Genomic DNA, 22363 nt, shown 5'->3' with positions numbered 1-22363 from the left:
GAGGGCGGCCCGGCCCGCTCCGCTCAGCCGAGCTGCGCGACCAGCTCCTCGACGCCGGTCACCGGCCGCTGGCAGACGAAGCCCCGGCAGACGTACGCGGCGGGCCGCCCGTCGACGAACGGTCGTCCGGCCAGCAGCGGCACGCCGGGCTGGTCCGGGGCGCCGGCCACCACCACCGCGCCGGGCGGGGCGTGGCGCCGGGCAGCGGCCACCAGCGGGTCGCCCTCCGGGTCGCCGGTCGCCACCGCGATCTCGTACGGCCCGGACAGCAGCGCCTCGCCGACAGTGGCGGCATAGCCGGTGAACCGGGCGTGCCGGTCGACGATCGGCGCGACAGTCGACAGCGTCTGCTCGGCCGCCTCCCGGTAGCGGGTCTCCCCGGTCAGCGCCGCGTACGCCACGAGCGCCGCGACGATCGCCGAGCGGCCCGACGGGGTCGCGTTGTCGGTCGGGTCGGCGGGCCGGGTGACCAGGCGCTCGGCGTCGTCGGCGGTGTCGTAGAAGGCGCCGTCCGGGCCGGCGAACCGGGCCAGCGCCACATCGAGCAGCTCACCGGCCAGGCTCAGCCACCGCCCCTCGCCGGTGAGCTGGTGCATCGCGCAGAACGCCTCGGCGACGCACCCGTAGTCCTCCAGCACCCCGGCCGGCTCGCCCACGACCTTGTCTCGGGAGACCCGGCGCAGCCGCCCGTCCACCACGTGCACGGTGGCCAGGTGCTCGGCGGCGTCCCGCATCGCGCCGTCGGAGACGATCAGCACGCCGTCCATCAGGTTCGCGTCCTCGTCGTCCGGGGACACGAGCAGCGCGGCGACCTGCTGGAACTCGGCGATGGCGGTGATCGCGAGCCCGTTCCAGGCGGCCACCACCTTGTCGTCGCGGGCCGGCTGCGGGCGGGTGTCCCGGGCGGCGAGCAGCCGGCCCACCACGTCCTGCCACCGGGCCCGCACCGCCGGGTCGGCGTCGTCGACGTCCCGGGCCAGCCGCAGCACGCTGCTGCCGTGCTCGAACGTGCCCTCGGCGGTGACCTCGAACAGGTCGGCGGCGAACCGGCCGTCGTCGGCCCCCAGCACCTCGACGAGCTGGTCGGGCGTCCAGACGTAGGTGAGCCCCTCGACGCCGTCGGTATCCGCGTCCAGCGCCGAGGCGAAGCCTTCACCGGCCCGGTGCAGCTCGTCGGCGACGAACCGGGCGGTGTCCCGGGCCACCCGGCGGGCCAGCCCGTCGCCGGTGAGCCGCCAGAGCTGGGTGTAGACGCGCAGCAGCAGCGCGTTGTCGTAGAGCATCTTCTCGAAGTGCGGCACCGTCCAGTGGCCGTCCACCGAGTAGCGGGCGAACCCACCGGCGAGCTGGTCGTTGAGGCCGCCACGGGCCATCGCCTCGCAGGTGTGCCGGACGATCTCCAGGCTGCGCGCCGAGCCGGTGCGCTGGTGGTGCCGGAGCAGGAAGAGCAGGTTCATGTGCGGCGGGAACTTCGGCGCGCCGCCGAAACCGCCGTTCGTCTCGTCGTACTCCCGGGCGAGCTGGCTCACGGCGGCGTCGAGCAGGTCGGCGGTGAGCGGGGCGGTCACGCCCCCGACCGCCTGCGCGCCGCCGATCGCCTCGACCACGGCGGCGCCCTGGCGCAGCACCGCCTCGCGCTGGTCGCGCCAGGCGGTGGCGACCGAGCCGAGCAGGCGGATGAAGTTGGCGCGCGGGAAGTACGTGCCGCAGAAGAACGGGGTGCCGTCCGGCGTCGCGAAGACGGTCATCGGCCAGCCGCCCTGCCCGGTCATCGCCTGGGTGGCGGTCATGTAGACCGCGTCGACGTCGGGGCGCTCCTCGCGGTCGACCTTCACGCAGACGAAGTCGTCGTTCATCAGCCGGGCCACTGCCTCGTTCTCGAACGACTCGTGAGCCATCACGTGACACCAGTGGCAGGCTGCGTAGCCGACCGAGATCAGCACCGGCACGTCGCGCCGCTTCGCCTCGGCGAACGCCTCCTCGCACCACGGCCACCAGTCGACCGGGTTGTCGGCGTGCTGGAGCAGATAGGGCGAGGTGGCCTTGGCGAGTCGGTTCACCACCCGACCCTATCCACCATTGCCTTCCGACGCCGCCGGTGCGGCAGGGGTCAGGAAGCGCCGTCGGCGCGCAGCGGGAAGACGTTGTCCCGGGCGCCGTCGCGCAGCGACCCGAGCACCGCCGCGATCTTGTCGGCGGGCATCGGCTTGAAGAAGTGGTAGCCCTGGGCGGCTGTGCAGCCCAGCTCGGCCAGCGCGGTGCGCTGCTCGGCGGTCTCGACGCCCTCGGCCACGACCCGCAGCCCCAACTCGTGGGCCAGCCCGACGGTGGTCCGGACGATCGCCGCCGCCTCGGGCGAGTCGGCCATCCGGAGCACGAACGACCGGTCCACCTTCAGCTCGTCCACGGCGATCCGGGTGAGGAACGTCAGCGAGGAGAAACCGGTGCCGAAGTCGTCCACCGCGAGCTGCACGCCCATGGCGCGCAGCGTGGCCAGCACCTCGTCGATGATCTCCAGCTCGCTCATCACCACCGTCTCGGTGATCTCCAGGACCAGCCGGTGCGGCGGGACCTGGTGGCGGCGAAGCGCCTCGTCGATCTCGGCGGGCAGTCGCGGGTCGAGCAGGCTGCGCGCGGACAGGTTCACCGAGATGGGGACGTCCAGCCCGTCCCGCGCCCACGCGGACGCCACGGCCAGCGCCTTGTCCAGCACGTACCGGGTGAAGCTGCCGAGCTGCTCGCTGTTCTCCACCGGGCGGATGAAGTCGGCCGGGCCGAGCCATCCCCGGCGCGGGTGCCGCCACCGGATCAGCGCCTCCACGCCGGTCGGCGCGCCGGTGGCCAGGTCCACCGCCGGCTGCAACGCCAGGACCAGCTGGTCGTCGGCGGCCAGCGCCTCCCGCATCTCCGCGAGCAACGCCAGGTGGTCGGTGCTCGCCGCGTCGCGGGAGCTGTCGTACGCGGCGACGCTGCCGCCGCCCTCCTTCGCCTGGTACATGGCGATGTCGGCGCGCCGCAGCAGCTCGGTCAGGTCGGCCGCGCCCGCGTCGGCCACCACCACGCCCACTGCCACCTCGACGGACATCCGTACCCCGGCCACCTCGGTCGGGGCGGCGAGGCGTTCGGCGACCTCCCGGGCCTGGCGCAGCGCGTACGCCAGCGGGGCCGTCCGGTCCTCGACCATCGGCACCGAGGTCAGCAGCAGCGCGAACTCGTCGCCGCCGAGCCGCCCGAGCAGGTCGCCCGGCCGGGTCAGCGCGGCGAGGCGGCTGGCGGTGAGCCGCAGCAGCTGGTCGCCCGCCGAGTGCCCGAGCGTGTCGTTCACCTCCTTGAACTGGTTCACGTCGAGCAGCAGCAGGGCCACCGGGTGGTCGTGCGGGCGCTGCCGCAACGCCTGGTCCCCCTTGGTGAGCAGCGCCGCCCGGTTCAGCAGGCCGGTGAGCTGGTCGTGCACCGCGTCGTACGACGAGCGGGCGGTGACCAGCCGCAGCTCCCGATGCGTGGCGGCGTCGTGCAGGGCGGCGGCGAGCGCGTCCCCGAAGGCCGCCACGCCGTCGCGTTCCCGGGCGCTCGGCGGGGCGGACCGGGCGAACCGCACCCGCAGCCGGCCGACCTCGGCGGAGCCCACGACGAGCCGCCGCATCAACTCGTGCTCGGCGACGCCGGCGCACCCGGCGGGTTCCACCTCCCGGTCCCGGACCTGCCCGCCACGGTCGGCCCGGTACCGGCGCCAGCGTCCCTCGCCCCGGGCCACGTCGACCTCGACCAGTTCGGCGCCGAACAGCGTGAGCGCGCCGGTCACCGCGGCGGTCGCCACGCCCCGCTCGTCGAGCTGGTTGAGCGCGGCGGTGGCCTCGGCGAACGCCCGCCAGGTCCGGCGCTCCTGGTCGGCCCGCAGCCGGTGCCGGTAGGTCTGCTGGAGCAGCCAGAGCGGCGGCGGCAGGAGCAGCAGCCAGCGCGCGTCGAGTTCGAGAAGCGCGACGACCACCAGGCCGACCGCCACGTTGCCGACGAACATGAGCAGCTTGCCGCGCAGCGCGGCGAACAGCGGCGGCCCCATCGGGATGCCGTGCCGCAGCGCGAGCGTGACGGCGCCCAGGAAGGCGGTGGTGAGCAGGTACGTCACCGCGGCGGCGGTGAGCGTGAGCGCGAGTTCCGGGGTGGGCGCGGCGAGCAGCGGCGGGCCGAGGGCGGTCGCGACGGCCGCCGCGAGCGCGGTGGCGGCGGTGAGCGAGCCGGCGATCCCCGCCAGTTCCAGGGCCGGTCGACGGTCCGACACCACCGACATCACGGTCCAGGCGGTGCCCACGCCCAGCAGGGCGGCGGCCGGAAGCCATCCGGCCGGCACCAGCCAGAGGCAGACCACCAGCGCGGCCTCGCCCCAGGTGATGCTCACCATCCCCGAAGCGGTACGGAAGCGCAGCCGGGCGAGTTGGGCAACCGCGAACGCGACAGTGGCGATGCCGAACCGCGCCGGGCCGGGCAGCGGGTGGTCCACCGGGAGGTGTGGCGGGACGACCAGGCCGAGGACGGCGGCCAGCAGACCGGTGAACGCGACCGCGACGGTCAACACGACGACGCCCGTCGGCGTCCCGCGCAGGCCGACCCGGTCCGGGGGACGGTCGGCCGGCTCGGTGGTCACGGGGCCGCCCCGTCACCGGGCCGGGCGGAGGCATGGCCGGGGGCCGGTGCTGCCTTCGACATCGGCGTCCCCCTTCCGCGCAGGGTCCGGGGCCTGACGGTCCCCCCGGCGGAAGGCTAAGCCAAAGCCGGTGGTCGCAACAGGGGGCGACGACCGGCTTGGGCGTGATTCACGCGGCGTTCAGCTGTTCCGTCGCTGCTGGGAGCCGCTGGGCGTGTTCGTCGGTGAATCCTGCTCGACGAGCCCTTCTGTCGGATCGGCGACTGCGGAATCGGCCCGGCCCGGGGTGCCCTGGTGCGGGAAGCGGTCGGGCAGCCGGCGCAGCCGGGCGTTCATGTTGCGGATCAGCAGGACGGTGACGGTGGCCAGCGCAACGATGAGGAAGAGGCCCATCGGACCGGCCAGACCACCCGTGCGGGTGTCACCGAAGTTGTTCTGTGCGAGCACCTCGACGGCGGTCAGCATGGTGTTCCTCCGATGTGCGACTGCGCACCAGGGTAGACCCCGGCCCGGTCAGTGGGCACGGCACGCCTCCCGTACGCCCGCGAAGAGGTCGGACTCGGGCAGCGGGCTGTCCACCAGCGACCGGGCGAGTTGGAAGTCCTCCGTCGGCCAGGCGCGCTTCTGCAGTTCCATCGGCACCTGGAACCAGAACCCGTCCGGGTCGATCTGGGTGGCGTGGGCGCGCAGGGCGTCGTCGCGGACCGGGAAGTAGTCGGCGCACTCGACCCGGGTGGTGATCCGCGCACCCTTGTCGGGGCGCTCGTCCCAGCGCTTCATCCACTCGCCGTACGGCGATTCGAGCCCGGCTTCGAGCACCGCCTCGTGCAGGCTCATGATCTTGGCCCGGGAGAAGCCCACGTCGTAGTAGAGCTTGAGCGGCTGCCACGGCTCGCCCAGCTCGGGATGGCGCTCCGGGTCACCGGCCGCGTCGAACGCCGCCACGGTGACCTTGTGGGTCATGATGTGGTCGGGGTGCGGGTAGCCGCCCTCCTCGTCGTACGTGGTGACGACGTGCGGGCGGAACTGCCGCATCAGGCGCACCAGCGGCGCGGCGGCGACGTCCACGTCCTGCAGGGCGAAGCAGCCCTCCGGCAGCGGCGGCAGCGGGTCGCCCTCGGGCAGCCCGGAGTCGACGAAGCCGAGCCACGCCTGCTCGACGCCGAGGATCGCCCGGGCGGCGTCCATCTCGGCCCGCCGGATGTCACCGATGTTGGCCCACACGTCGGGGCGGTCCATCTTCGGGTTGAGCACGCTGCCCCGTTCGCCACCGGTCGCGGTGACGACGAGGACGTCCACCCCCTCGGCGACGTATTTCGCCATGGTGGCGGCACCCTTGCTCGACTCGTCGTCGGGATGGGCGTGCACCGCCATGAGACGCAGCTGTTCTGCCACCTTCGGCGCTCCTCGTCTGTGCCCGCCGACCACCCTCCGGTCGGCTGACCTGCCGGAATCTCCCCCCGCGCCCGCGAAAGCCCCCGTGACGGCCGGTCGGGGGCCGCCACCGGAGTGGCCAGGGCCACGCCCGCCGGTCCAGGCCGACCTGCCATCCTTGACTCAGCGCCGGGCTGGGAAGATGGACCTAGCCATTCTTGCCGATGCCGCCGACAACAACGCCAGGAGATACCCGCCGGTGAGCGAGACGCACGCCACAGTCGCCGCGGAGGCGCCGGTCTACCCGCCCGGCCGGTACGGCCGACGCCGGGAGCCGGGGCGCCGCCGGCCGGTCCTGCTCGCCCTGACGGTGGCGGTCCTGCTCGCCGTCCTCGGGCTGGGCGCGGCGAAGCTCTACTACCAGTACGGCGACCCGGAGTACCAGGGCGAGATGATCAGCTACTCCGACATCACCGACTCCCGGGTGACAGTCGACTTCCGGGTCACCGTGCCGCCGGGTGGCTCCGCCACCTGTCTGCTGCGGGCCCGCTCGCACGACGGTGCCCAGGTGGGCAGCATCGAGACCACTGTGAGCGCCGAGCCGGGCCAGCGCCACATCCGGACCCGCCAGGAGGTGCCCACGAGCGCCCGGCCGTTCATCGGTGAGGTGTTGCGCTGCCGGCCGGCCGGCTGAGCCGGAGCGCCGGCGAGCCGCCGGCAACCGCACCCCGGTCCCGTCGCCGGCACCGGGGTGATTGAGCACACCTCGACGTGTGCGGCACTGGTAGCCTTGCAAGTTCACCTGTCAGCCAGTCCGCACCAACCGAGGAGACCGCCTGTGTCCACAAATGGAAACGAGGCGCCCGCCACCTGGCTGTCCCAGGACGCCTACGACCGTCTGCAGGCAGAGCTCGACGAGCTGATCGCCAACCGGCCGGTCATCGCTGCCGAGATCAACGCCCGGCGCGAGGAGGGCGACCTGCGGGAGAACGGTGGCTACCACGCCGCCCGCGAGGAGCAGGGCAAGGCCGAGGGCCGCATTCTCTACCTCAAGGAGCTGCTGCGCACCGCCAAGGTCGGTGAGGCTCCGGACACCGACGCGGTGTCGCCGGGCATGGTCGTGACGATCTACTTCGACGACGACGCGGACGACAGCGAGACGTTCCTGCTCGGCTCCCGGGAGATCGCCTCCACCACCGACCTGACGGTGTACAGCCCCGAGTCCGCGCTCGGCCAGGCCATCCTCGGCGGCAAGGCGGGGCAGACCTGCACCTACACCGCGCCGAGCGGCGCCGATATCAAGGTGACCATCGTCTCCTTCGAGCCGTACAGCGGCTGACCTTCCGGACCCGCGCCGGATGGCTCGGGTCCCGAACCCGACCGAGGCTGACAGGCTCCTCGGACCCGAGCCGCACACAAGAACGCCCCGACCGGATCATCCGGCCGGGGCGTTCGCGTTCCGCTGTGACGTCGGTGTTCCACCGAGGGGCTCAGCCCTCGCCGGTGAAGACCACCTGGTAGCCGCTGGCCCGCAACGCGCTGATCAGGGTGTCCGAGTGCTCCACCCCGCGAGTCTCCACGGACAGGGCCACCTCCACCTCGCCCAGGCGCAGGTGCGGGTTGGCCCGCTGGTGCACCACGTCCACCACGTTGGCGCGGTGCTCGGCGATCTCGCCGAGCAGCGAGGCGAGCTGGCCGGGCCGGTCGACGCAGCGCACCGTGATCCGCAGGAAACGGCCGGCCGCCGCCAGACCGTGCTCGATCACCCGGAGCATGAGCAGCGGATCGATGTTGCCGCCGGAGAGCACCGCCACCACCGGCGCGGTCACCTCCACCGCGCCGGACAGCAGCGCCGCCACCCCTACCGCGCCGGCCGGCTCGACCACCTGCTTGCCGCGTTCCAGCAGCATCAGCAGCGCCCGGGAGATGTCCTCCTCGGAGACCGTGACGACGTCGTCGACGAGCTTGCGGACGTGGGTGAAGGTCAGCTCCCCCGGCCGGCCGACGGCGATCCCGTCGGCGATCGTCGCGAACGAGGGCAGGCGTACCGGCTCGCCGGCCCGCAGCGAGGGCGGGAAGGCGGCGGCGCTCGCCGCCTGGACCCCGATCACCCGTACGTCGGGACGCAGCGCCTTGGCCGCCACCGCCATCCCGGAGACCAGTCCGCCACCGCCCACCCCGGTCACGATGGTGCGCACGTCCGGGCACTGTTCGAGGATCTCCAGCGCGACGGTGCCCTGACCGGCGATCACGTCCGCGTGGTCGAACGGGTGGATGAACACCGCACCGGTCCGCTCGGCGAAGGTCTGCGCCGCGACGAGCGACTCGTCCACCGTGTTGCCGACCAGCTCGACCTGCGCGCCGTACCCCTTGGTCGCGGCGACCTTCGGCAGCGGCGCGTTCACCGGCATGAAGACGGTGGCGTGCGCGCCGACCAGCCCGGCGGCGAGCGCCACCCCCTGGGCGTGGTTGCCGGCGCTCGCCGCGACCACGCCCCGGGCCCGCTCCTCGGCCGAGAGGCGGGAGATCCGCACGTACGCGCCACGCACCTTGTACGACCCGGCGCGTTGCAGGTTCTCGCACTTGAGCCAGACCGGCCCGCCGAGCGCGGCGCTGAGCGGCCGGGACGGCTCCAGCGGGGTGGTACGGGTGACACCGCCGAGCAGTTCCCGCGCAGCTTGAACGTCGGCGAGACCGACCAGTTCCGTCATGCCCCGATCGTGCCACCCGGCCCCGGTGGGATCTGCGCCGACGTGGCCGACGGCGCGGGCGGCACCGACGCGACGGAAGCGGGCCGGTCGGGGTGCCCCGGCCCGCCCGGCTGACCCGGCCACGCCGGCTGACCCGGCCACCCCTGCTGACCCGGCCACGCGGGCACGGCCCGGGCGAGCCGGTCCTGCTGGGCGGCGGAGATCCGGCGGATCAGCACGACGAACGCGATCCCGGCGACCAGGCAGGCCAACGCCGGCACCAGCCGGGGCGCGAGCGCCTCCTCGTAGTAGCGCACGTACGTGCCGAACTCCGCGTCGTTGCGGGGCAGCTCGGTCAGCCGGTCGTACCGCTGCTGCTGCGCCTGCGCGACGAACCGGTCACCGATCAGGAACACCAGCCAGCTCACCCACCACACCCCGACCAGCCACGACTGGCGGCGCTGCCAGACGCTGTTCCGGAGCAGGTCGGCGAGCACCCGGGCCGGCACCACGAGGTTGGCGAACGGCACCAGCCAGCCGGCGATCGCCCACGCCGGGCTCAGGCTCGGCACGGCGCCCGGGAAGGCGTCCAGGTTCTTGCGCGCCCGCCAGGTCCAGATCACCACGAGCGTCCCCGCGGTCAGCAGGGCGAGCAGGTAGGGCAGGGTGAACAGCACCTCGACCAGCACCGCGCCGAGCAGCACGTCCCGGTCGAGCTGCTCGGCGGCCGAGCGGGCCATCCGCACACCAACCAGCGGGAACAGAGCCGTGAGCAGGTAGCACAGGGTGGCGGCGCCGACCGCGGACGCCCCGGCCACCGCCAGTCCGCGCACGCCGTACGTGGGCACGCCGGGACTCACGGCGGGTTGGCCGACGCGCGTACCGCAGCGCTGGCACTCCTCAAAGGCCGGGGACGTGGCGTCCCCGCAGGTCTGGCAGTTCATCGGGGACCGTCCGAGTTGGTGTGCGCGACAGGGTGCGCACACGCTAGACGATCACGCGGTGGCCGGCGACCCCGTTCCGACGCGGGGGTAGCCGGGGGCGTGCCGGGCCCACGGCGCCTGCATCTCGAACTGACCGGCCACGCCGAGCAGCAGCAGCTCGGAGCCGGGCGGGCCGACGAACTGCACGCCCACCGGCAGCCCGTCCGGGCGGCGGCCGACCGGCACCACGATCGACGGCAGCCCGGCGATGTTCCACGGCGCCGCGTACGGGGCGTACCTGATGTTCGCCGACATGTTCGCCAGCCAGGAGCGGCCGGACCAGCCGGCGGCCTCCGGCGGCGGCCCGGCCAGCGCCGGGGTGAGCAGCAGGTCGATCGAGTTGTCCGCGAAGAAGTTCACCGACCGTTCGCGCCAGGCCGCCCGGTCGGCCTCCCGCACGTACCCCCGGCGCTGCGCCCACTCGCCGAGCGTGACGTGCCGGCGGCTGCGGCGCTGGAGCTGGCGCGGGGCGACCCCGGCGGCGCGCACGTCGGCGGCGGCCGCCGCGAACCAGGTGGCGATGCCCTGCAGGCCGAGCCGGGTCGGGTAGACCGGGTCGGTGGGCACGGTGTCGTGACCGGCGGCGGCGAGCAGGCGGCCGGCGGCGGCCACCGCGTCCCGGTTCGGGGCGTCCGGCGAGACGCCGCGCACCGGCGAGCGCAGCGAGACGCCGACCCGTAGCCGCGCCGGCGGGACCAGCTTGTCCGGCCGGCGACCGGCCAGCACCGAGAAACCGACCACCGCGTCGGCCACGGTGCTGGTGAGCATGCCGTGCTCGGTCAGGCCGAACCAGTCGTCCGCGCCGAGCTGGCAGGGCACCACGCCCCGGCCGGGCTTGAGCCCGACCAGGCCGCAGCAGGCCGCCGGGATGCGGATCGACCCGAGGCCGTCGTTGCCGTGCGCCATCGGCACCAGCCCGGCGGCCACCGCGGCGGCCGCGCCGCCGGAGGAGCCGCCGGGGGTACGCGCCGGATCCCACGGGTTGCGGGTGGCAGCGGTGTCGTCGTCGGTGAGCGCCCACAGGCCCAGTTCCGGCATCCGGGTCACGCCCAGGATCACCGCGCCCGCTCCGCGCAGCCGCCGGACCACCTCGTGGTCGGCCTCCGCCACCGGTGTACGCATGGCGGCCGACCCGTTCCACGTGGGCAGGCCGGCCACCGGCGTGTTCTCCTTGACCGCCACCGGCACGCCGGCGAGCGGGAGGTTCGCCAGTTCCTCCTGCTCGTCGACCTTCTCCGCCTCGGTGATCGCCTCACCGCCGCGTACCGTGCGGAACGCGGCCAGGTCGGCGTCGACCCGGGTGACGTGATCCAGGTGGTCGGCGACGACCTGGGTGGCGGAGACGTCGCCACGGCGTACCGCCCGGGCGATCTGTTTCGCGGTCGCACCGACCCACGTCGTCGGCAAGATCTCCGGCACTGCCACCCTCCCCAGCCAGCGGTCAGCCCAGGGCCTGCTCCAGATCGGCGAGCAGGTCGTCGACCGTCTCGATGCCGACAGACAGTCGCACGAGATCGCCGGGAACTTCAAGCGGCGAGCCCGCAGCGCTTGCGTGTGTCATCCGGCCCGGGTGCTCGATCAGGGACTCGACGCCGCCGAGCGACTCGGCGAGCACGAACAGCCGGGATCGGTTGCAGATGTCCACGGCATGCTCCTCGCCGCCCGCCGCGCGGAACGAGATCATGCCGCCGAACCGCCGCATCTGCTTGGCGGCCACCTCGTGGCCGGGGTGCGAGGGCAGGCCCGGGTAGATGACCTGCGCGACCTTCGCGTGGCCGTCCAGGTAGGCCGCGATCCGCTCGGCGTTGTCGCAGTGCCGGTCCATCCGTACCCCGAGGGTCTTGATGCCGCGCAGGGTGAGCCAGGCGTCGAACGGGCCGTTGATCGCGCCCATCGCGTTCTGGTGGTAACGCAGCTCCTCGCCGAGCGCCCGGTCCGCCGCGACGAGCGCGCCGCCGACCACGTCGGAGTGTCCGCCGACGTACTTGGTGGTGGAGTGCACCACCACGTCCGCGCCGAACGCGATCGGCTGCTGCAGGTACGGCGAGGCGAACGTGTTGTCGACCACCAGCAGCGCGCCGGCGTCGTGCGCCACGGCGGCCAGCGCCGCGATGTCGGCGATGCCGAGCAGCGGGTTGGTCGGCGTCTCCACCCACACGATCCGGGTGGCGCCCGGGCGGATCGCCGCGCGCACGGCGTCCGGGTCGGAGACCTTCGCCGGGGTGTAGTCCAGCCCCCAGCGCTCGGCCACCTTGGCGAACAGCCGGTAGGTGCCGCCGTACGCGTCGTCCGGGATCACCACGTGGTCGCCCGGCTTGCAGACGGTCCGCAGCAGCGTGTCCTCGGCGGCCAGGCCACTGGCGAAGGCGAGTGCCACCTGGCCGCCCTCCAGCGCGGCCAGGCACTCCTGGAGCGCGTCCCGGGTGGGGTTGCCGGAGCGGCTGTACTCGTAGCCCTCGCGCGGCGCGCCGACGGCGTCCTGGGCGTACGTGCTGGTCTGGTAGATCGGCGGAATCACCGCGCCGGTGCGGGCCTCCGGGGCCTGACCGGCGTGGATGGCGAGTGTGTCGAAGCCGTGCCTCATGCCGCAGACGTTAGTCCGCCCGCTTCCCCTTTGCTCCCGGTAGGCCGGGCGCGCCTGTCACAACCAGGACTCTGTCGGGGTGGTCGGCCATACTGGTCCGGTGAGTACGACCGAGGCGCTCCCCTCCCGCCTGCACGGCGTCGCCGACCGGATCCCGGCCTCGCTGGGTCTCCTGATCGGCCCGCGGTCGGGGCGGGTCAGCCTGCCCGTGCGCCTTGCCTGGTCGGGCCCCGGCGACTACGACGTGGGCGACCCGGGTGAGCGACTGACCCTCTACTGCCTCCTGCTTGACTGCGGCCAGCGGGACGACATCATCAGATACGTCGACGCCGCGCTGCTCCGCCAGGACTGGCCACGTATTCGACGGTTGACGGCCCGGCGGGTGACCCGGCTCTGGGAGAGGCAACTGCCCGACCTCGTCGCCGGGTGATGGACGCGCTGCACCGTCGCCTGCTGGAGATCGGTTTCGCCGCTGGTGACGACCTGGGACTGATGCTCGCCGGTGGCTACGCCATGTGTGCCCACGATCTGGTCGACCGGCCTTCCCAGGACATCGACTTCGCCACGGCCGCCGCGATGCCACTCAGTGCCGTGGCGGACCGGCTCGCCGCCGCCTACGTCGCGGCCGGGTTCTCCGCCCGGATCATCGAGGCGACGCCGCGCATGGCTCGCCTGCTGATCTCGGACGACGCCTCTTCCTGTGAGGTCGATCTGCTCAAGGAGGCACTCGCGCCGCCAGCCCGCATGGCGCTGGGCCCGGTGCTGGCCTTCGAGGACGCGGTCGGATTGAAGGTCCGGGCGCTGCACGACCGTGCCGCCCACCGCGACTACATCGACGTCCGCGCAGCCTCCCAACGGCTCACCCGGTCGGAGCTGGAGCATCTCGGCGCCCGGCACACGGCCGGCTTCTCGTTGGACGAACTGGCCGACCGGCTGGGTGGTGTGACGGAGCGGGACCGCCGGACGTTCCGTTCGTACGGGCTCACCGAGCAGCAGGTCAACGAGCTGCGCGGATGGGCGCTGCGGTGGGAGGCGGACATCCGGGCGCGCCTCGCCAACGGCGAGACCGGCCCGACCGGCATCCCCGACGACGACTGGGACGCCTACCTCGATCGCGCCTGACCTACGGCCGGCCTTCTCGTCGATCATGAGGTTGACGGTGGTCGCCGTCCGATTTGTCGCCGCCAACCTCATGATCAACGCTCGCCCGGAGGTGGGGTGGGCGGGCCGGGCCTAGGGTGGGCGGATGAGCGGGTGCGTGTTCTGCGGGATCGTGGCGGGCGAGGTGCCCGCGTTCCGGGTCACCGACGAGCCGGACGGGGTCGCGTTCCTGGACACCCGCCCGGTGTTCAAGGGGCACGTGCTCGTGGTGCCCCGCACCCACCTGGTCACCCTGTCCGACCTGCCGCCCGACGCGCTGCCCGGCTACTTCCGGCTGGTCCAGCGCATCGCCGTGGCGGTGGAGACCGGTCTGGACGCCGGTGGGACGTTCGTGGCGATGAACAACCGGGTGTCCCAGTCCGTACCGCACCTGCACACCCACGTGGTTCCCAGGACGAAGGGCGACGGTCTGCGCGGCTTCTTCTGGCCGCGTACCCGGTACGCAGGTGACGCCGAGGCCGAGGCGTTCGCCGGGCTGATCTCGGCGGCGCTGGCCTGACGTCGCGGTGGGCGGGTAAGGAACCGGAGGGCCACGCTGTTGCACACGCTGGGAAAGCCAAGAGAGGAGTCCCACCGTGTTCCTCCGCCGCATGAAGGCCGAGATGATCTCTCCTGACCAGGCCCTGCCGGGCCGCCCGATCGCGATGCCGATCGCCGACCGGCACGAGGTGCTGCCGTCGACGCTGAAGGGCCCGTTCCCCGAGGGCGCGCAGGTCGCTGTCTTCGGCATGGGCTGCTTCTGGGGCGCCGAGCGGCTGTTCTGGACCCTCCCCGGCGTGATCACCACGTCCGCCGGCTACGCGGGTGGCTACACCACCAACCCGACGTACGAGGAGGTGTGCTCGGGCATGACCGGACACGCCGAGGTGGTCCAGGTGGTCTACGACCCGTCGAAGATCGCCTACGAGGACCTGCTCAAGGTCTTCTGGGAGAACCACGACCCGACCCAGGGCATGCGCCAGGGCAACGACGTGGGCACCCAGTACCGCTCGGCGATCTACACCACCACCGACGAGCAGGCCGCCGCCGCGAAGGCGTCGCAGGACGCGTTCGCGCCGATCGTGGCCCGGGCCGGCAAGGGTGAGATCACCACCGAGATCGCCCCGCTCGGCGACTACTACTTCGCCGAGGACTACCACCAGCAGTACCTGGCGCCGACGAAGAACCCGAACGGCTACTGCAACCACGGACCGAACGGGCTGAGCTGCCCGGTCGGCGTGGCCCGCACCGCGTAGCCAGACCGAGCACTGCCCATTCCATTCGGGCCCTCGCCCCTCAGGGACGGGGGCCCGAACGCACTGCGGTCAATCGGTGGCTCTGGGATGGCCGGTTCCGGCGTGCTTGATCCAGCAGGTTCGGGTCTGGTCGTCGACCAGGTACCAGATGCGGCCGCCGGCGGTGACCTCGTACTGCCACTGCGGCAGTGACCGCCCGTTGTGCACGGCTGTGGCGAGGGAGCCCTTGAGGGGGTGCTGGCGGCTGTTCGGCGGAGACGGGCACGGGTGCGCCTCGATCGCGTCGAACGCGCCGCGCGTGTTGGCCGCGGCCTGCCGGCACAGTTCCTCCCAGCCCTTCGCCGCGTCGTTTGTGGCGAACCGCAGGGCGTACCCGCCGGGCCGGGGTGGCGGGGCGGCGCGGTCGCCGCGCTTCGCACTCACTCGTCAATCGGGCGCGTCACCGGCCCGAAGTCGTCGGCGCTGGGCGCGGCCAGGATCCGATGCAGGTCGGGATCGGCGTGCACCTCAGCGGTGTGCCGCCATTCGGTGAGCAGCTGGGACACCGCCGCGGTGCTGCCGACAGCCGCTGCGGCCTCGGCCGTGGCGATGAACTCGTCGGTCATCTGCTCGGCGTCCCCCTGCGGCAGGAACCGCATCCAGGGCAGCACAGTCGGAAGCGTCTCCCGGACCAGGGCCGGCTCTCGCCGCGCCAGGCCGGCCAGCAGCCGCGCGGTCAGGTCGACCACCTCCCCCTCGGCTTCAGCCCGCTCGGCGGACATCAGCACCAGGTCGGCGGCGTCACGGCGACGGAGCCGCAGCGCCCGGGTTCGGGCCAGCCGTTCGGCGGTTTCCGTCGGCTGGCGCAACAGCTCGGAGAACGGCACGGACTCCAAGGGCATCGACATGACATCAATAATACTTCAGAAGTAGCCTGCTGCGGCATTCCTCACACCCTTGCGGGTGCCGAATCCCGACATCGGGTGGAGCGAGGCAGGAACCGAAGGCGTGACAGGCAACCACGCTGCGTGACGGCGCATCGTAGCAAGCTGTCACACGTTCGTCATCGTCTCAACAGGCGAACCGAAACAACCTCTGGCAGCATTGGCTCGTATGTGCGGACTTGCGGGAGAGTTCCGCCGTGACGGTTCACGCGCCGATGTCTCGGCCGTGGAGCGGATGGCGGCCACGATGAGTGACCGAGGGCCCGACGACAGCGGCGTCTGGTCGCAAGGGCCGACCGCGCTGGGACACCGGCGCCTGAAGATCATTGACCTGTCCGCGGCGAGCGGCCAACCCATTGTGGACGCCGCCGCCGGGCTCACCGGTGTCTTCAACGGCTGCATCTACAACTACCGGGAACTACGCGCCGAACTGCAGGCCAAGGGCCACCGGTTCTTCTCGTCCGGCGACAGCGAGGTAGTGGTCAAGGCGTACGCCGAGTGGGGGCTCGACTTCGTCGACCACCTGATCGGCATGTTCGCGGTGGCGATCAGCGAGCGCGACACCGGCCGCCTGGTGCTGGCCCGGGACCGCCTCGGCATCAAGCCGCTCTACCTGGCCGAGACCCCCGGCGTGGTGCGGTTCGCCTCGACCCTGCCGGCGCTGCTCGCCGGTGGCGGCATCGACACCACCATCGACCGGGTGGCGCTCGCCCACTACCTGAGCTTCCACAGCATCGTGCCGCCGCCGCGCACCATCCTCGCCGGCGTCACCAAGCTGCCGCCGGCCACGGTCCGGGTGTACGAGGCGGACGGCTCCACCCACGAGCGGGTCTACTGGGACCCGTCGTTCGGCCGCGCCGCCGAGCGGGCCGGCTGGTCCGAGCGGGACTGGCAGGACGCGCTGCTCGACTCGCTGACCACCGCCGTACGCCGCCGCATGGTGGCCGACGTTCCGGTGGGCGTGCTGCTCTCCGGCGGCCTCGACTCCAGCCTGGTGGTCGCGCTGCTCGCCGGCGAGGGGCAGGCCCGGTCCGGCCTGGCCACGTTCTCCATCGGCTTCGACGCGGTCGGCGGCCGGGAGGGCGACGAGTTCGTCTACTCCGACCTGGTCGCGAAGACGTTCGGCACCGACCACCACCAGATCCGGGTGCCCACCGGCGACCTGCTGCCGCCGCTGGAGGCCGCCGTCGGGGCCATGAGCGAACCGATGGTCAGCCATGACTGCGTCGCGTTCTGGCTGCTCAGCCAGGAGGTCGCGAAGCACGTCAAGGTGGTGCAGTCGGGTCAGGGCGCGGACGAGATCCTGGGCGGCTACCACTGGTACCCGCCGCTCGCCGGGGTGGACCGGGAGCAGGCGCTCGAGACGTACGCGAAGGCGTTCTTCGACCGCGACGCGGCCGGACTGGCCCGGGTGCTCAACCCGGCGTGGCTGGCCGACGGCGACCCGGCGCGGGAGTTCGTGGCCGCGCACCTGGGCCGCCCGGGCGCGCAGACCGCCGTCGACGCCGGCCTGCGGATCGACACCCAGGTCATGCTGACCGACGACCCGGTGAAGCGGGTCGACAACATGACCATGGCGCACGGGCTGGAGGCCCGGGTGCCGTTCCTCGACCACGAGTTCGTCGAGCTGGCCGCGAGCTGCCCGCCGGAGCTGAAGCTGGCCCAGGGCGGCAAGGGCGTGCTCAAGGAGATCGGCCGGCGGGTCCTGCCGCACGAGGTCATCGACCGGCCCAAGGGCTACTTCCCGGTGCCCGGACTCACCCACCTGGAGGGCAAGCTCCTCGACCGGGTACGCGACGCGCTCACCGCGCCCGAGGCGCGCCGTCGCGACCTGTTCCGCGCCGACTACGTCGACGCGCTGCTCGCCGACCCGAACGCCGAACTGACCCCGTTGAACGGAAACAAGCTGTGGCAACTGGGACTCCTGGAAATGTGGCTCCAGAGCCACGGAATCGACTGACCGTGACCGACACCCTCGCCACCGGAACGGCACGTACCGACCGGGAACGGGTGCTGGGGCGCCGCCGGGAACGCATCGGCCCCGGCGGTGACCCGGTCGCACCGGGTACGCCGGAGCAGCGGCAGCCGGAGCCCACGTCCACCGACGCCTCGGGCGTGGTGCTGGACTGCGGCTGGGGCCGGCTGGTGTTCGGGCAGACGTTCGACGACCAGGTGCACGTGGCCGACGTGCTGCGCTCCGAGGCGGTCGGCGCCCGGGACATCTGCATCTACCTGCGCGACCCGCACGTGCTGGTGTCGCGGCTGCCGGACGAGCTGTTCATCGACCCGTCGCTGACGTACCGGCTGCCGCTGGGCGAGAAGCGGCCCGCCGCGACCGAGGGCGGCGAGGTGCCCGGGCTGACCGTCCGGCCGCTGCGTGACGCCGTCGACGCGGAGGCGGTGAACCGGATCTACGCGCGCAACGGCATGGTCACCGCCCCGGTCGAGGTGCTGGTGGACAACGCCGGTACGGACCGGTTCCTGCACCTGGTGGCCGAGGACACCACGGGTGAGGTGGTCGGCACCATCACCGGCGTGGACCACGTGGCGGTCTTCGGCGATCCGGAGAACGGCGCGAGCCTGTGGTGCCTGACGGTCGACTTCAACACCGCCCCGCCCGGCACCGGCCAGGCGCTGCTCACCGCGCTCGCCGACCGGCTCGACGGGCGCGGCCGGGCGTTCGTGGACCTGTCCGTGCTGGCCGAGAACTCGGGCGCGATCCGGCTGTACGAGCGCCTCGGCTTCCACCGCACCGGCACGCTCTGCGTGAAGCGGAAGAACCCGATCAACGAGCGCCTGTTCCTGCCCGCCATGCCCGAGGGGTACGACGAGCTGAACCCGTACGCGAAGATCGTCGCGGACGAGGCGATGCGCCGCGGCATCCGGGTGGAGGTGACCGACCCGCACTGGGGTGAGCTGAAGCTGACCACCGGTGGCCGGACCATCCACACCCGCGAGTCGCTGTCGGAGCTGACCTCGGCGGTGGCGATGAGCCGCTGCGACGACAAGCGGGTGACCCGGCGCATCCTCACCGAGGCGGGCCTGTCGGTGCCGCGCGGGCGTACCGCCACCGGTGAGCCCGACGACGTGGCGTTCCTGAACGACGTGGGTCCGGTGGTGGTCAAGCCGGCGCGGGGCGAGCAGGGCAACGGCATCACCGTCGGCGTGCGTACGCCCGAGGCGCTGACCGCGGCCGTCGAGCTGGCCCGCCGGTTCTGCCCGGACGTGCTGATCGAGGAGCTGCGCGCGGGCGAGGACCTGCGGGTCGTGGTGATCGACCACGAGGTGGTCGCCGCCGCGGTACGCCGCCCGGCGCAGATCACCGGCGACGGGGTGCACGACATCACCGAGCTGATCGAGCGGCAGAGCCGCCGCCGGGCCGCCGCCACCGGGGGCGAGTCCCGCATCCCGATCGACGACATGACCCGCGAGGTGGTGGCCGAGGCCGGGTACCGGATGCACGACGTGCTCCCGGAGGGCGAGGTGCTCGCGGTACGCCGGACGGCCAACCTGCACACCGGCGGCACGATCCACGACGTGACCGCCGAGCTGCACCCGGCGATCGCCGAGGCGTGCGTCACCGCGAGCCGGGCGCTGGACATCCCGGTCACCGGGCTGGACCTGCTGGTCCCCGCCCCGGACCGGCCGGAACACGTGTTCATCGAGGCGAACGAGCGGCCCGGACTGGCCAACCACGAACCGCAGCCCACCGCCGAGCGCTTCGTCGACCTGCTCTTCCCGGGTACCCGGGCACCGCAGCGACTCTGGTCGCCGGCCGGTGCGGCAAGCTCTGGGGCATGACCGCACGCAAGCCCCAACCGCTCAAGCTCGACCTCGACTACCTCCGCCAGGTGCTGGTGGAGCTGCTGGAGATCCCCAGCCCGTCGGGGCGCACCGACCACATCCAGCAGTACGTGGGCGAGCGGCTCTCCGCGATCGGGATCAGCTCCACGCTGACCCGTCGCGGGGCGCTGAGCGCCTGTCTGCCCGGCCCCCGGTCGACCGGCGCCGACCGGGCGATCGTGGTGCACACCGACACCATCGGCGGCATGGTGAAGCGGCTCAAGGAGAACGGCCGGCTGGAGGTCAACCCGATCGGCACGCACAGCGCCCGCTTCGCCGAGGGCGCCCACGTGCGGATCTTCACCGACGACCTGGAGCGGGTCGTCACCGGCCAGGTGCTGCCGCTGAAGGCGAGCGGGCACCGCTACAACGAGGCGGTCGACCTGCAGGGCGTCGGCTGGGAACTGGTCGAGGTGCGGGTGGACGAGCCGGTGCACGACGAGGCCGGTCTGCGGGCGCTCGGCATCGACGCCGGGGACTTCGTCGCGTTCCTGCCCAACCCCACCATCACCCCGAACGGGTACGTCAAGTCCCGCCACCTGGACGACAAGGCGGGCGTGGCGGCGGTGCTGACCGCGTTCAAGGCGATGGTCGACGCCGGTGTCACCCCGGCGGTCACCGCGCACCTGCTGGTCACCGTCACCGAGGAGATCGGCCACGGCGCGAGCCACGGGCTGGACCCGGACGTCGCGGAGATCGTGTCGGTGGACGCGGCGGTGGTCGCGCCGGGCCAGCAGTCCCGGGAGACCGCGGCGACACTCGCCATGGGCGACGGGGTCGGCCCGTTCGACTACCACCTGACCCGCAACCTCGCCTCGATCGCCAAGGAACACGGCGTCGACCTGGTCCGGGACGTGTTCGACTACTACCGCTCGGACGTGGCCGCCGCGGTCGAGGCCGGGGCGCACGCCCGGGTGGCGCTGCTCGGGTTCGGCGTGGACGCCACCCACGGCCACGAGCGCACCCACCTCGACGGCCTGCACCAGCTCACCCAGCTGCTCTGCCTCTACCTGCAGAGCCCGCTGGTGTTCCCCGAGTGGGACGCCGAGCCGGAGGGCGACCTGGCCGACTTCCCGTCGCTCGCCGTGCAGCCGGCGAACGAGGACGGCCCGCGCGAGGGCCCGATCGGCCTGGACTGACCGGGCCTGTGATCGAAATCCGTTGCCGCGGCCGCCGCGAAGTGGATAGCGTGGCGGTACACGGGAAAGGAGGTGGTCCAGACTTGTATAGCAATCGGACTCGTGAGGTGGCTGTCCGCTAGCCGCTGTCCTCGACAGTGAAAACTCGCCCGCCGCGAGGCGGGCACCTGCAGGATCGTCGAGACCGTGTGGCAGCGGTGCGGCGAAACCACGACAGCCACCCGACCCCCGGGGTGCCGGCCCAGTCCAGCCGGCCCGCGCGCGAGCGCGGAAGCCCCGGGGGTCGCTTTTTGCGCTCGGGAGGGTGCGGTGTCCATGCGTGAGCTGGTGGTGCTCGGTACGGCCAGCCAGGCCCCGACCCGGCAGCGCAACCACAACGGCTACCTGCTGCGCTGGGACGACGAGGTGATCCTCTTCGACCCGGGCGAGGGCAGCCAGCGGCAGATGCTGCACACCGGGATCACCGCCACCGACCTGACCCGGATCTGCGTCACCCACTTCCACGGCGACCACTGCCTCGGGCTGCCCGGCATGATCCAGCGGCTCTCGCTGGACCGCGTACCGCGCCCGGTGGCGGTGCACTTCCCGGCCGGCGGCGCCGAGTACTTCGCCCGGCTGCGCCACGCCTCCAGCTTCTACGAGACCGCCGAACTGGCAGTCGAGCCGATCGACGCCGACGGGCAGCGGATCACCCTGGGCATCGGCACGCTGGAGGCCCGCCGGCTGCGGCACCCGATCGAGACGTACGGGTACCGCCTGGTCGAGCCGGACGGCTGCCGGATGCTTCCGGAGCGGCTGGCCGCGTACGGCATCGCCGGTCCGGACACCGGAAGGCTGCTGCGCGACGGCCACCTGGACCGCGACGGGCGCCGCGTCACCCGGGACCAGGTGAGCGTCGTCCGGCCGGGGCAGCGGTTCGCGTTCGTGATGGACACCGGGCTCTGCGACGGCGTGTACGCGCTCGCCGAGCACGCCGACCTGCTGGTGATCGAGTCGACGTTCCTGGAGTCGGAGGCGGCGCTCGCCGCCGAGGTCGGGCACCTCACCGCCGGCCAGGCCGCGCGGGTCGCGGCCGAGTCGGGGGTACGCACGCTCGTGCTCACCCACTTCTCCCAGCGGTACGCCGACCCGCGCCGCTTCCACGACGAGGCCCGGGAACACTTCACCGGTGATCTGGTGGTCGCCGAGGATCTCCAGACGGTGCAGGTGCCGCCCCGGCGGGTACCGTCGCCCGGGTGACGATCTCCCTACGTTCCGCGACCGAGGCCGACCTGATGGCGGTCGGCGCCCTGCACCAGCGTTCCCGGGTGGCGGCGTACTCGTCGTTCCTGCCGCCCGAGGCGCTGGCCGACCCGACGCCGGAGGCGATGGGCCGCTACTGGGTGGAACGGCTGACCTGGGAGGGCGCGGACCACCGGATGACGGTGGCCGAGCGGGACGGGAAGCTGGTGGGCTTCAGCTACCTCGGGCCGGACGACGAGGGCGACCCGGCGACCGGGCTGCTCAACGCGATCCACCTGGAGCCGACCGAGCGGGGCCGGGGCACCGGACGGGCGCTGATGGTGGACGCGCTCGACGCGATGCGGGCCCGGGGCTGGACGCGCGCGGTGCTGTGGGTGCTGCGGGACAACGGCCACGCGCGCCGTTTCTACGAGCGCGGCGGCTGGACCGCCACCGGTGATGAGCGGGACGAACACATCGGCCGGGTGCTCGTCCCCCAGCTCCGCTACGCCCGCCGCTTGTAAGGAAGGGCCCCTTATTAACGCCTCCGGTAGAGGAAGGGCCCCCT

Annotated in this window: 21 protein-coding genes; 11 read left to right on the top strand and 10 right to left on the bottom strand. The window is 72.9% G+C overall.

The annotated features are described in order from the left end of the window. Positions 1 to 23: 23 nt before the first annotated feature. The 4 genes from J3R08_RS04375 to mca all read right to left on the bottom strand — a co-directional run bounded on the left by J3R08_RS04375 (position 24) and on the right by mca (position 6037). Positions 24 to 2060: a thioredoxin domain-containing protein gene (locus tag J3R08_RS04375; protein WP_209960070.1), complete on the bottom strand. Its 2037-nt coding sequence runs from the start codon at positions 2058 to 2060 to the stop codon at positions 24 to 26. A gap of 50 nt (positions 2061 to 2110) precedes the next feature. Beyond that, entirely contained in the window at positions 2111 to 4600 is a 2490-nt protein-coding gene (locus tag J3R08_RS04370; protein WP_069087480.1) for a bifunctional diguanylate cyclase/phosphodiesterase, read from the bottom strand. Positions 4601 to 4822: 222 nt separating this feature from the next. Further along, a complete protein-coding gene (locus tag J3R08_RS04365; protein ID WP_043326501.1) occupies positions 4823 to 5107 on the bottom strand; it encodes a hypothetical protein in 285 nt (94 codons plus the stop codon). Positions 5108 to 5155: 48 nt separating this feature from the next. Then, a complete protein-coding gene (gene mca, locus J3R08_RS04360; RefSeq protein ID WP_043326504.1) occupies positions 5156 to 6037 on the bottom strand; it encodes a mycothiol conjugate amidase Mca in 882 nt (293 codons plus the stop codon). Positions 6038 to 6275: 238 nt separating this feature from the next. Between mca and J3R08_RS04355 the strand changes: the two genes are divergently transcribed. Both J3R08_RS04355 and greA read left to right on the top strand, forming a co-directional pair. Beyond that, positions 6276 to 6710: a DUF4307 domain-containing protein gene (locus J3R08_RS04355; RefSeq protein WP_043326506.1), complete on the top strand. Its 435-nt coding sequence runs from the start codon at positions 6276 to 6278 to the stop codon at positions 6708 to 6710. A gap of 144 nt (positions 6711 to 6854) precedes the next feature. After that, positions 6855 to 7355: a transcription elongation factor GreA gene (gene greA, locus J3R08_RS04350; RefSeq protein WP_043326508.1), complete on the top strand. Its 501-nt coding sequence runs from the start codon at positions 6855 to 6857 to the stop codon at positions 7353 to 7355. Between the two features lie 151 nt (positions 7356 to 7506). On the opposite strand, the gene ilvA is transcribed toward greA, so the two are convergent. The 4 genes from ilvA to J3R08_RS04330 form a co-directional block, all read right to left on the bottom strand. After that, on the bottom strand, positions 7507 to 8727 hold the full coding sequence (gene ilvA, locus J3R08_RS04345; RefSeq protein ID WP_043326509.1) for a threonine ammonia-lyase: 1221 nt from the start codon (positions 8725 to 8727) through the stop codon (positions 7507 to 7509). Next, on the bottom strand, positions 8724 to 9554 hold the full coding sequence (locus tag J3R08_RS04340) for a DUF4328 domain-containing protein (protein WP_280841791.1): 831 nt from the start codon (positions 9552 to 9554) through the stop codon (positions 8724 to 8726). Before J3R08_RS04340 ends, ilvA begins: the two co-directional genes overlap by 4 nt. A 147-nt stretch (positions 9555 to 9701) precedes the next feature. Then, positions 9702 to 11114, bottom strand: coding sequence for an amidase (locus J3R08_RS04335; protein ID WP_043326513.1), 1413 nt, complete (start codon positions 11112 to 11114; stop codon positions 9702 to 9704). Between the two features lie 16 nt (positions 11115 to 11130). Continuing rightward, positions 11131 to 12273, bottom strand: a complete 1143-nt coding sequence (locus J3R08_RS04330) for a cystathionine gamma-synthase (protein WP_043326515.1) — start codon at positions 12271 to 12273, stop codon at positions 11131 to 11133. 100 nt (positions 12274 to 12373) lie between these two features. Here J3R08_RS04330 and J3R08_RS04325 point away from each other — a divergent pair, with 100 nt between their 5' ends. The 4 genes from J3R08_RS04325 to msrA all read left to right on the top strand — a co-directional run bounded on the left by J3R08_RS04325 (position 12374) and on the right by msrA (position 14669). Further along, positions 12374 to 12703: a hypothetical protein gene (locus J3R08_RS04325; RefSeq protein ID WP_223201236.1), complete on the top strand. Its 330-nt coding sequence runs from the start codon at positions 12374 to 12376 to the stop codon at positions 12701 to 12703. Further along, positions 12703 to 13395 (top strand): nucleotidyl transferase AbiEii/AbiGii toxin family protein, encoded by a 693-nt coding sequence (locus tag J3R08_RS04320; RefSeq protein ID WP_245254980.1) that lies wholly within the window; start codon positions 12703 to 12705, stop codon positions 13393 to 13395. The genes J3R08_RS04325 and J3R08_RS04320 overlap by 1 nt, the downstream gene beginning before the upstream one ends. Positions 13396 to 13519: 124 nt before the next feature. Continuing rightward, on the top strand, positions 13520 to 13933 hold the full coding sequence (locus tag J3R08_RS04315; protein ID WP_209960066.1) for an HIT family protein: 414 nt from the start codon (positions 13520 to 13522) through the stop codon (positions 13931 to 13933). Between the two features lie 76 nt (positions 13934 to 14009). Next, entirely contained in the window at positions 14010 to 14669 is a 660-nt protein-coding gene (msrA, locus tag J3R08_RS04310) for a peptide-methionine (S)-S-oxide reductase MsrA (protein WP_209960063.1), read from the top strand. Between the two features lie 69 nt (positions 14670 to 14738). On the opposite strand, the gene J3R08_RS04305 is transcribed toward msrA, so the two are convergent. Then, on the bottom strand, positions 14739 to 15092 hold the full coding sequence (locus J3R08_RS04305; protein WP_209960061.1) for a hypothetical protein: 354 nt from the start codon (positions 15090 to 15092) through the stop codon (positions 14739 to 14741). Continuing rightward, positions 15089 to 15556 (bottom strand): hypothetical protein, encoded by a 468-nt coding sequence (locus J3R08_RS04300; protein ID WP_245254670.1) that lies wholly within the window; start codon positions 15554 to 15556, stop codon positions 15089 to 15091. Before J3R08_RS04300 ends, J3R08_RS04305 begins: the two co-directional genes overlap by 4 nt. 205 nt (positions 15557 to 15761) lie before the next feature. On the opposite strand from J3R08_RS04300, the gene J3R08_RS04295 reads away from it, so the two are divergent. The 5 genes from J3R08_RS04295 (at position 15762) to J3R08_RS04275 (ending at position 22319) form a co-directional block, all read left to right on the top strand. Beyond that, a complete protein-coding gene (locus J3R08_RS04295; protein ID WP_104114275.1) occupies positions 15762 to 17552 on the top strand; it encodes an N-acetylglutaminylglutamine amidotransferase in 1791 nt (596 codons plus the stop codon). A 2-nt stretch (positions 17553 to 17554) separates the two neighbouring features. Continuing rightward, positions 17555 to 19393, top strand: coding sequence for an N-acetylglutaminylglutamine synthetase (gene ngg, locus J3R08_RS04290; protein WP_209960059.1), 1839 nt, complete (start codon positions 17555 to 17557; stop codon positions 19391 to 19393). Then, the gene (locus J3R08_RS04285) at positions 19390 to 20574 is read left to right on the top strand and encodes an osmoprotectant NAGGN system M42 family peptidase (protein ID WP_030501323.1); all 1185 of its coding nucleotides are present in this window, start codon (positions 19390 to 19392) and stop codon (positions 20572 to 20574) included. The genes ngg and J3R08_RS04285 overlap by 4 nt, the downstream gene beginning before the upstream one ends. A 309-nt stretch (positions 20575 to 20883) precedes the next feature. Continuing rightward, positions 20884 to 21813 (top strand): ribonuclease Z, encoded by a 930-nt coding sequence (locus J3R08_RS04280; protein WP_209960057.1) that lies wholly within the window; start codon positions 20884 to 20886, stop codon positions 21811 to 21813. Further along, entirely contained in the window at positions 21810 to 22319 is a 510-nt protein-coding gene (locus tag J3R08_RS04275; RefSeq protein ID WP_209960055.1) for a GNAT family N-acetyltransferase, read from the top strand. The genes J3R08_RS04280 and J3R08_RS04275 overlap by 4 nt, the downstream gene beginning before the upstream one ends. Positions 22320 to 22363 lie beyond the last annotated feature (44 nt).

The sequence above is a fragment of the Micromonospora sp. HB375 genome (assembly GCF_017872985.1).
Classification (GTDB): domain Bacteria; phylum Actinomycetota; class Actinomycetes; order Mycobacteriales; family Micromonosporaceae; genus Micromonospora; species Micromonospora chalcea.
This window is presented reverse-complemented; position numbering and strand designations above follow the sequence as displayed.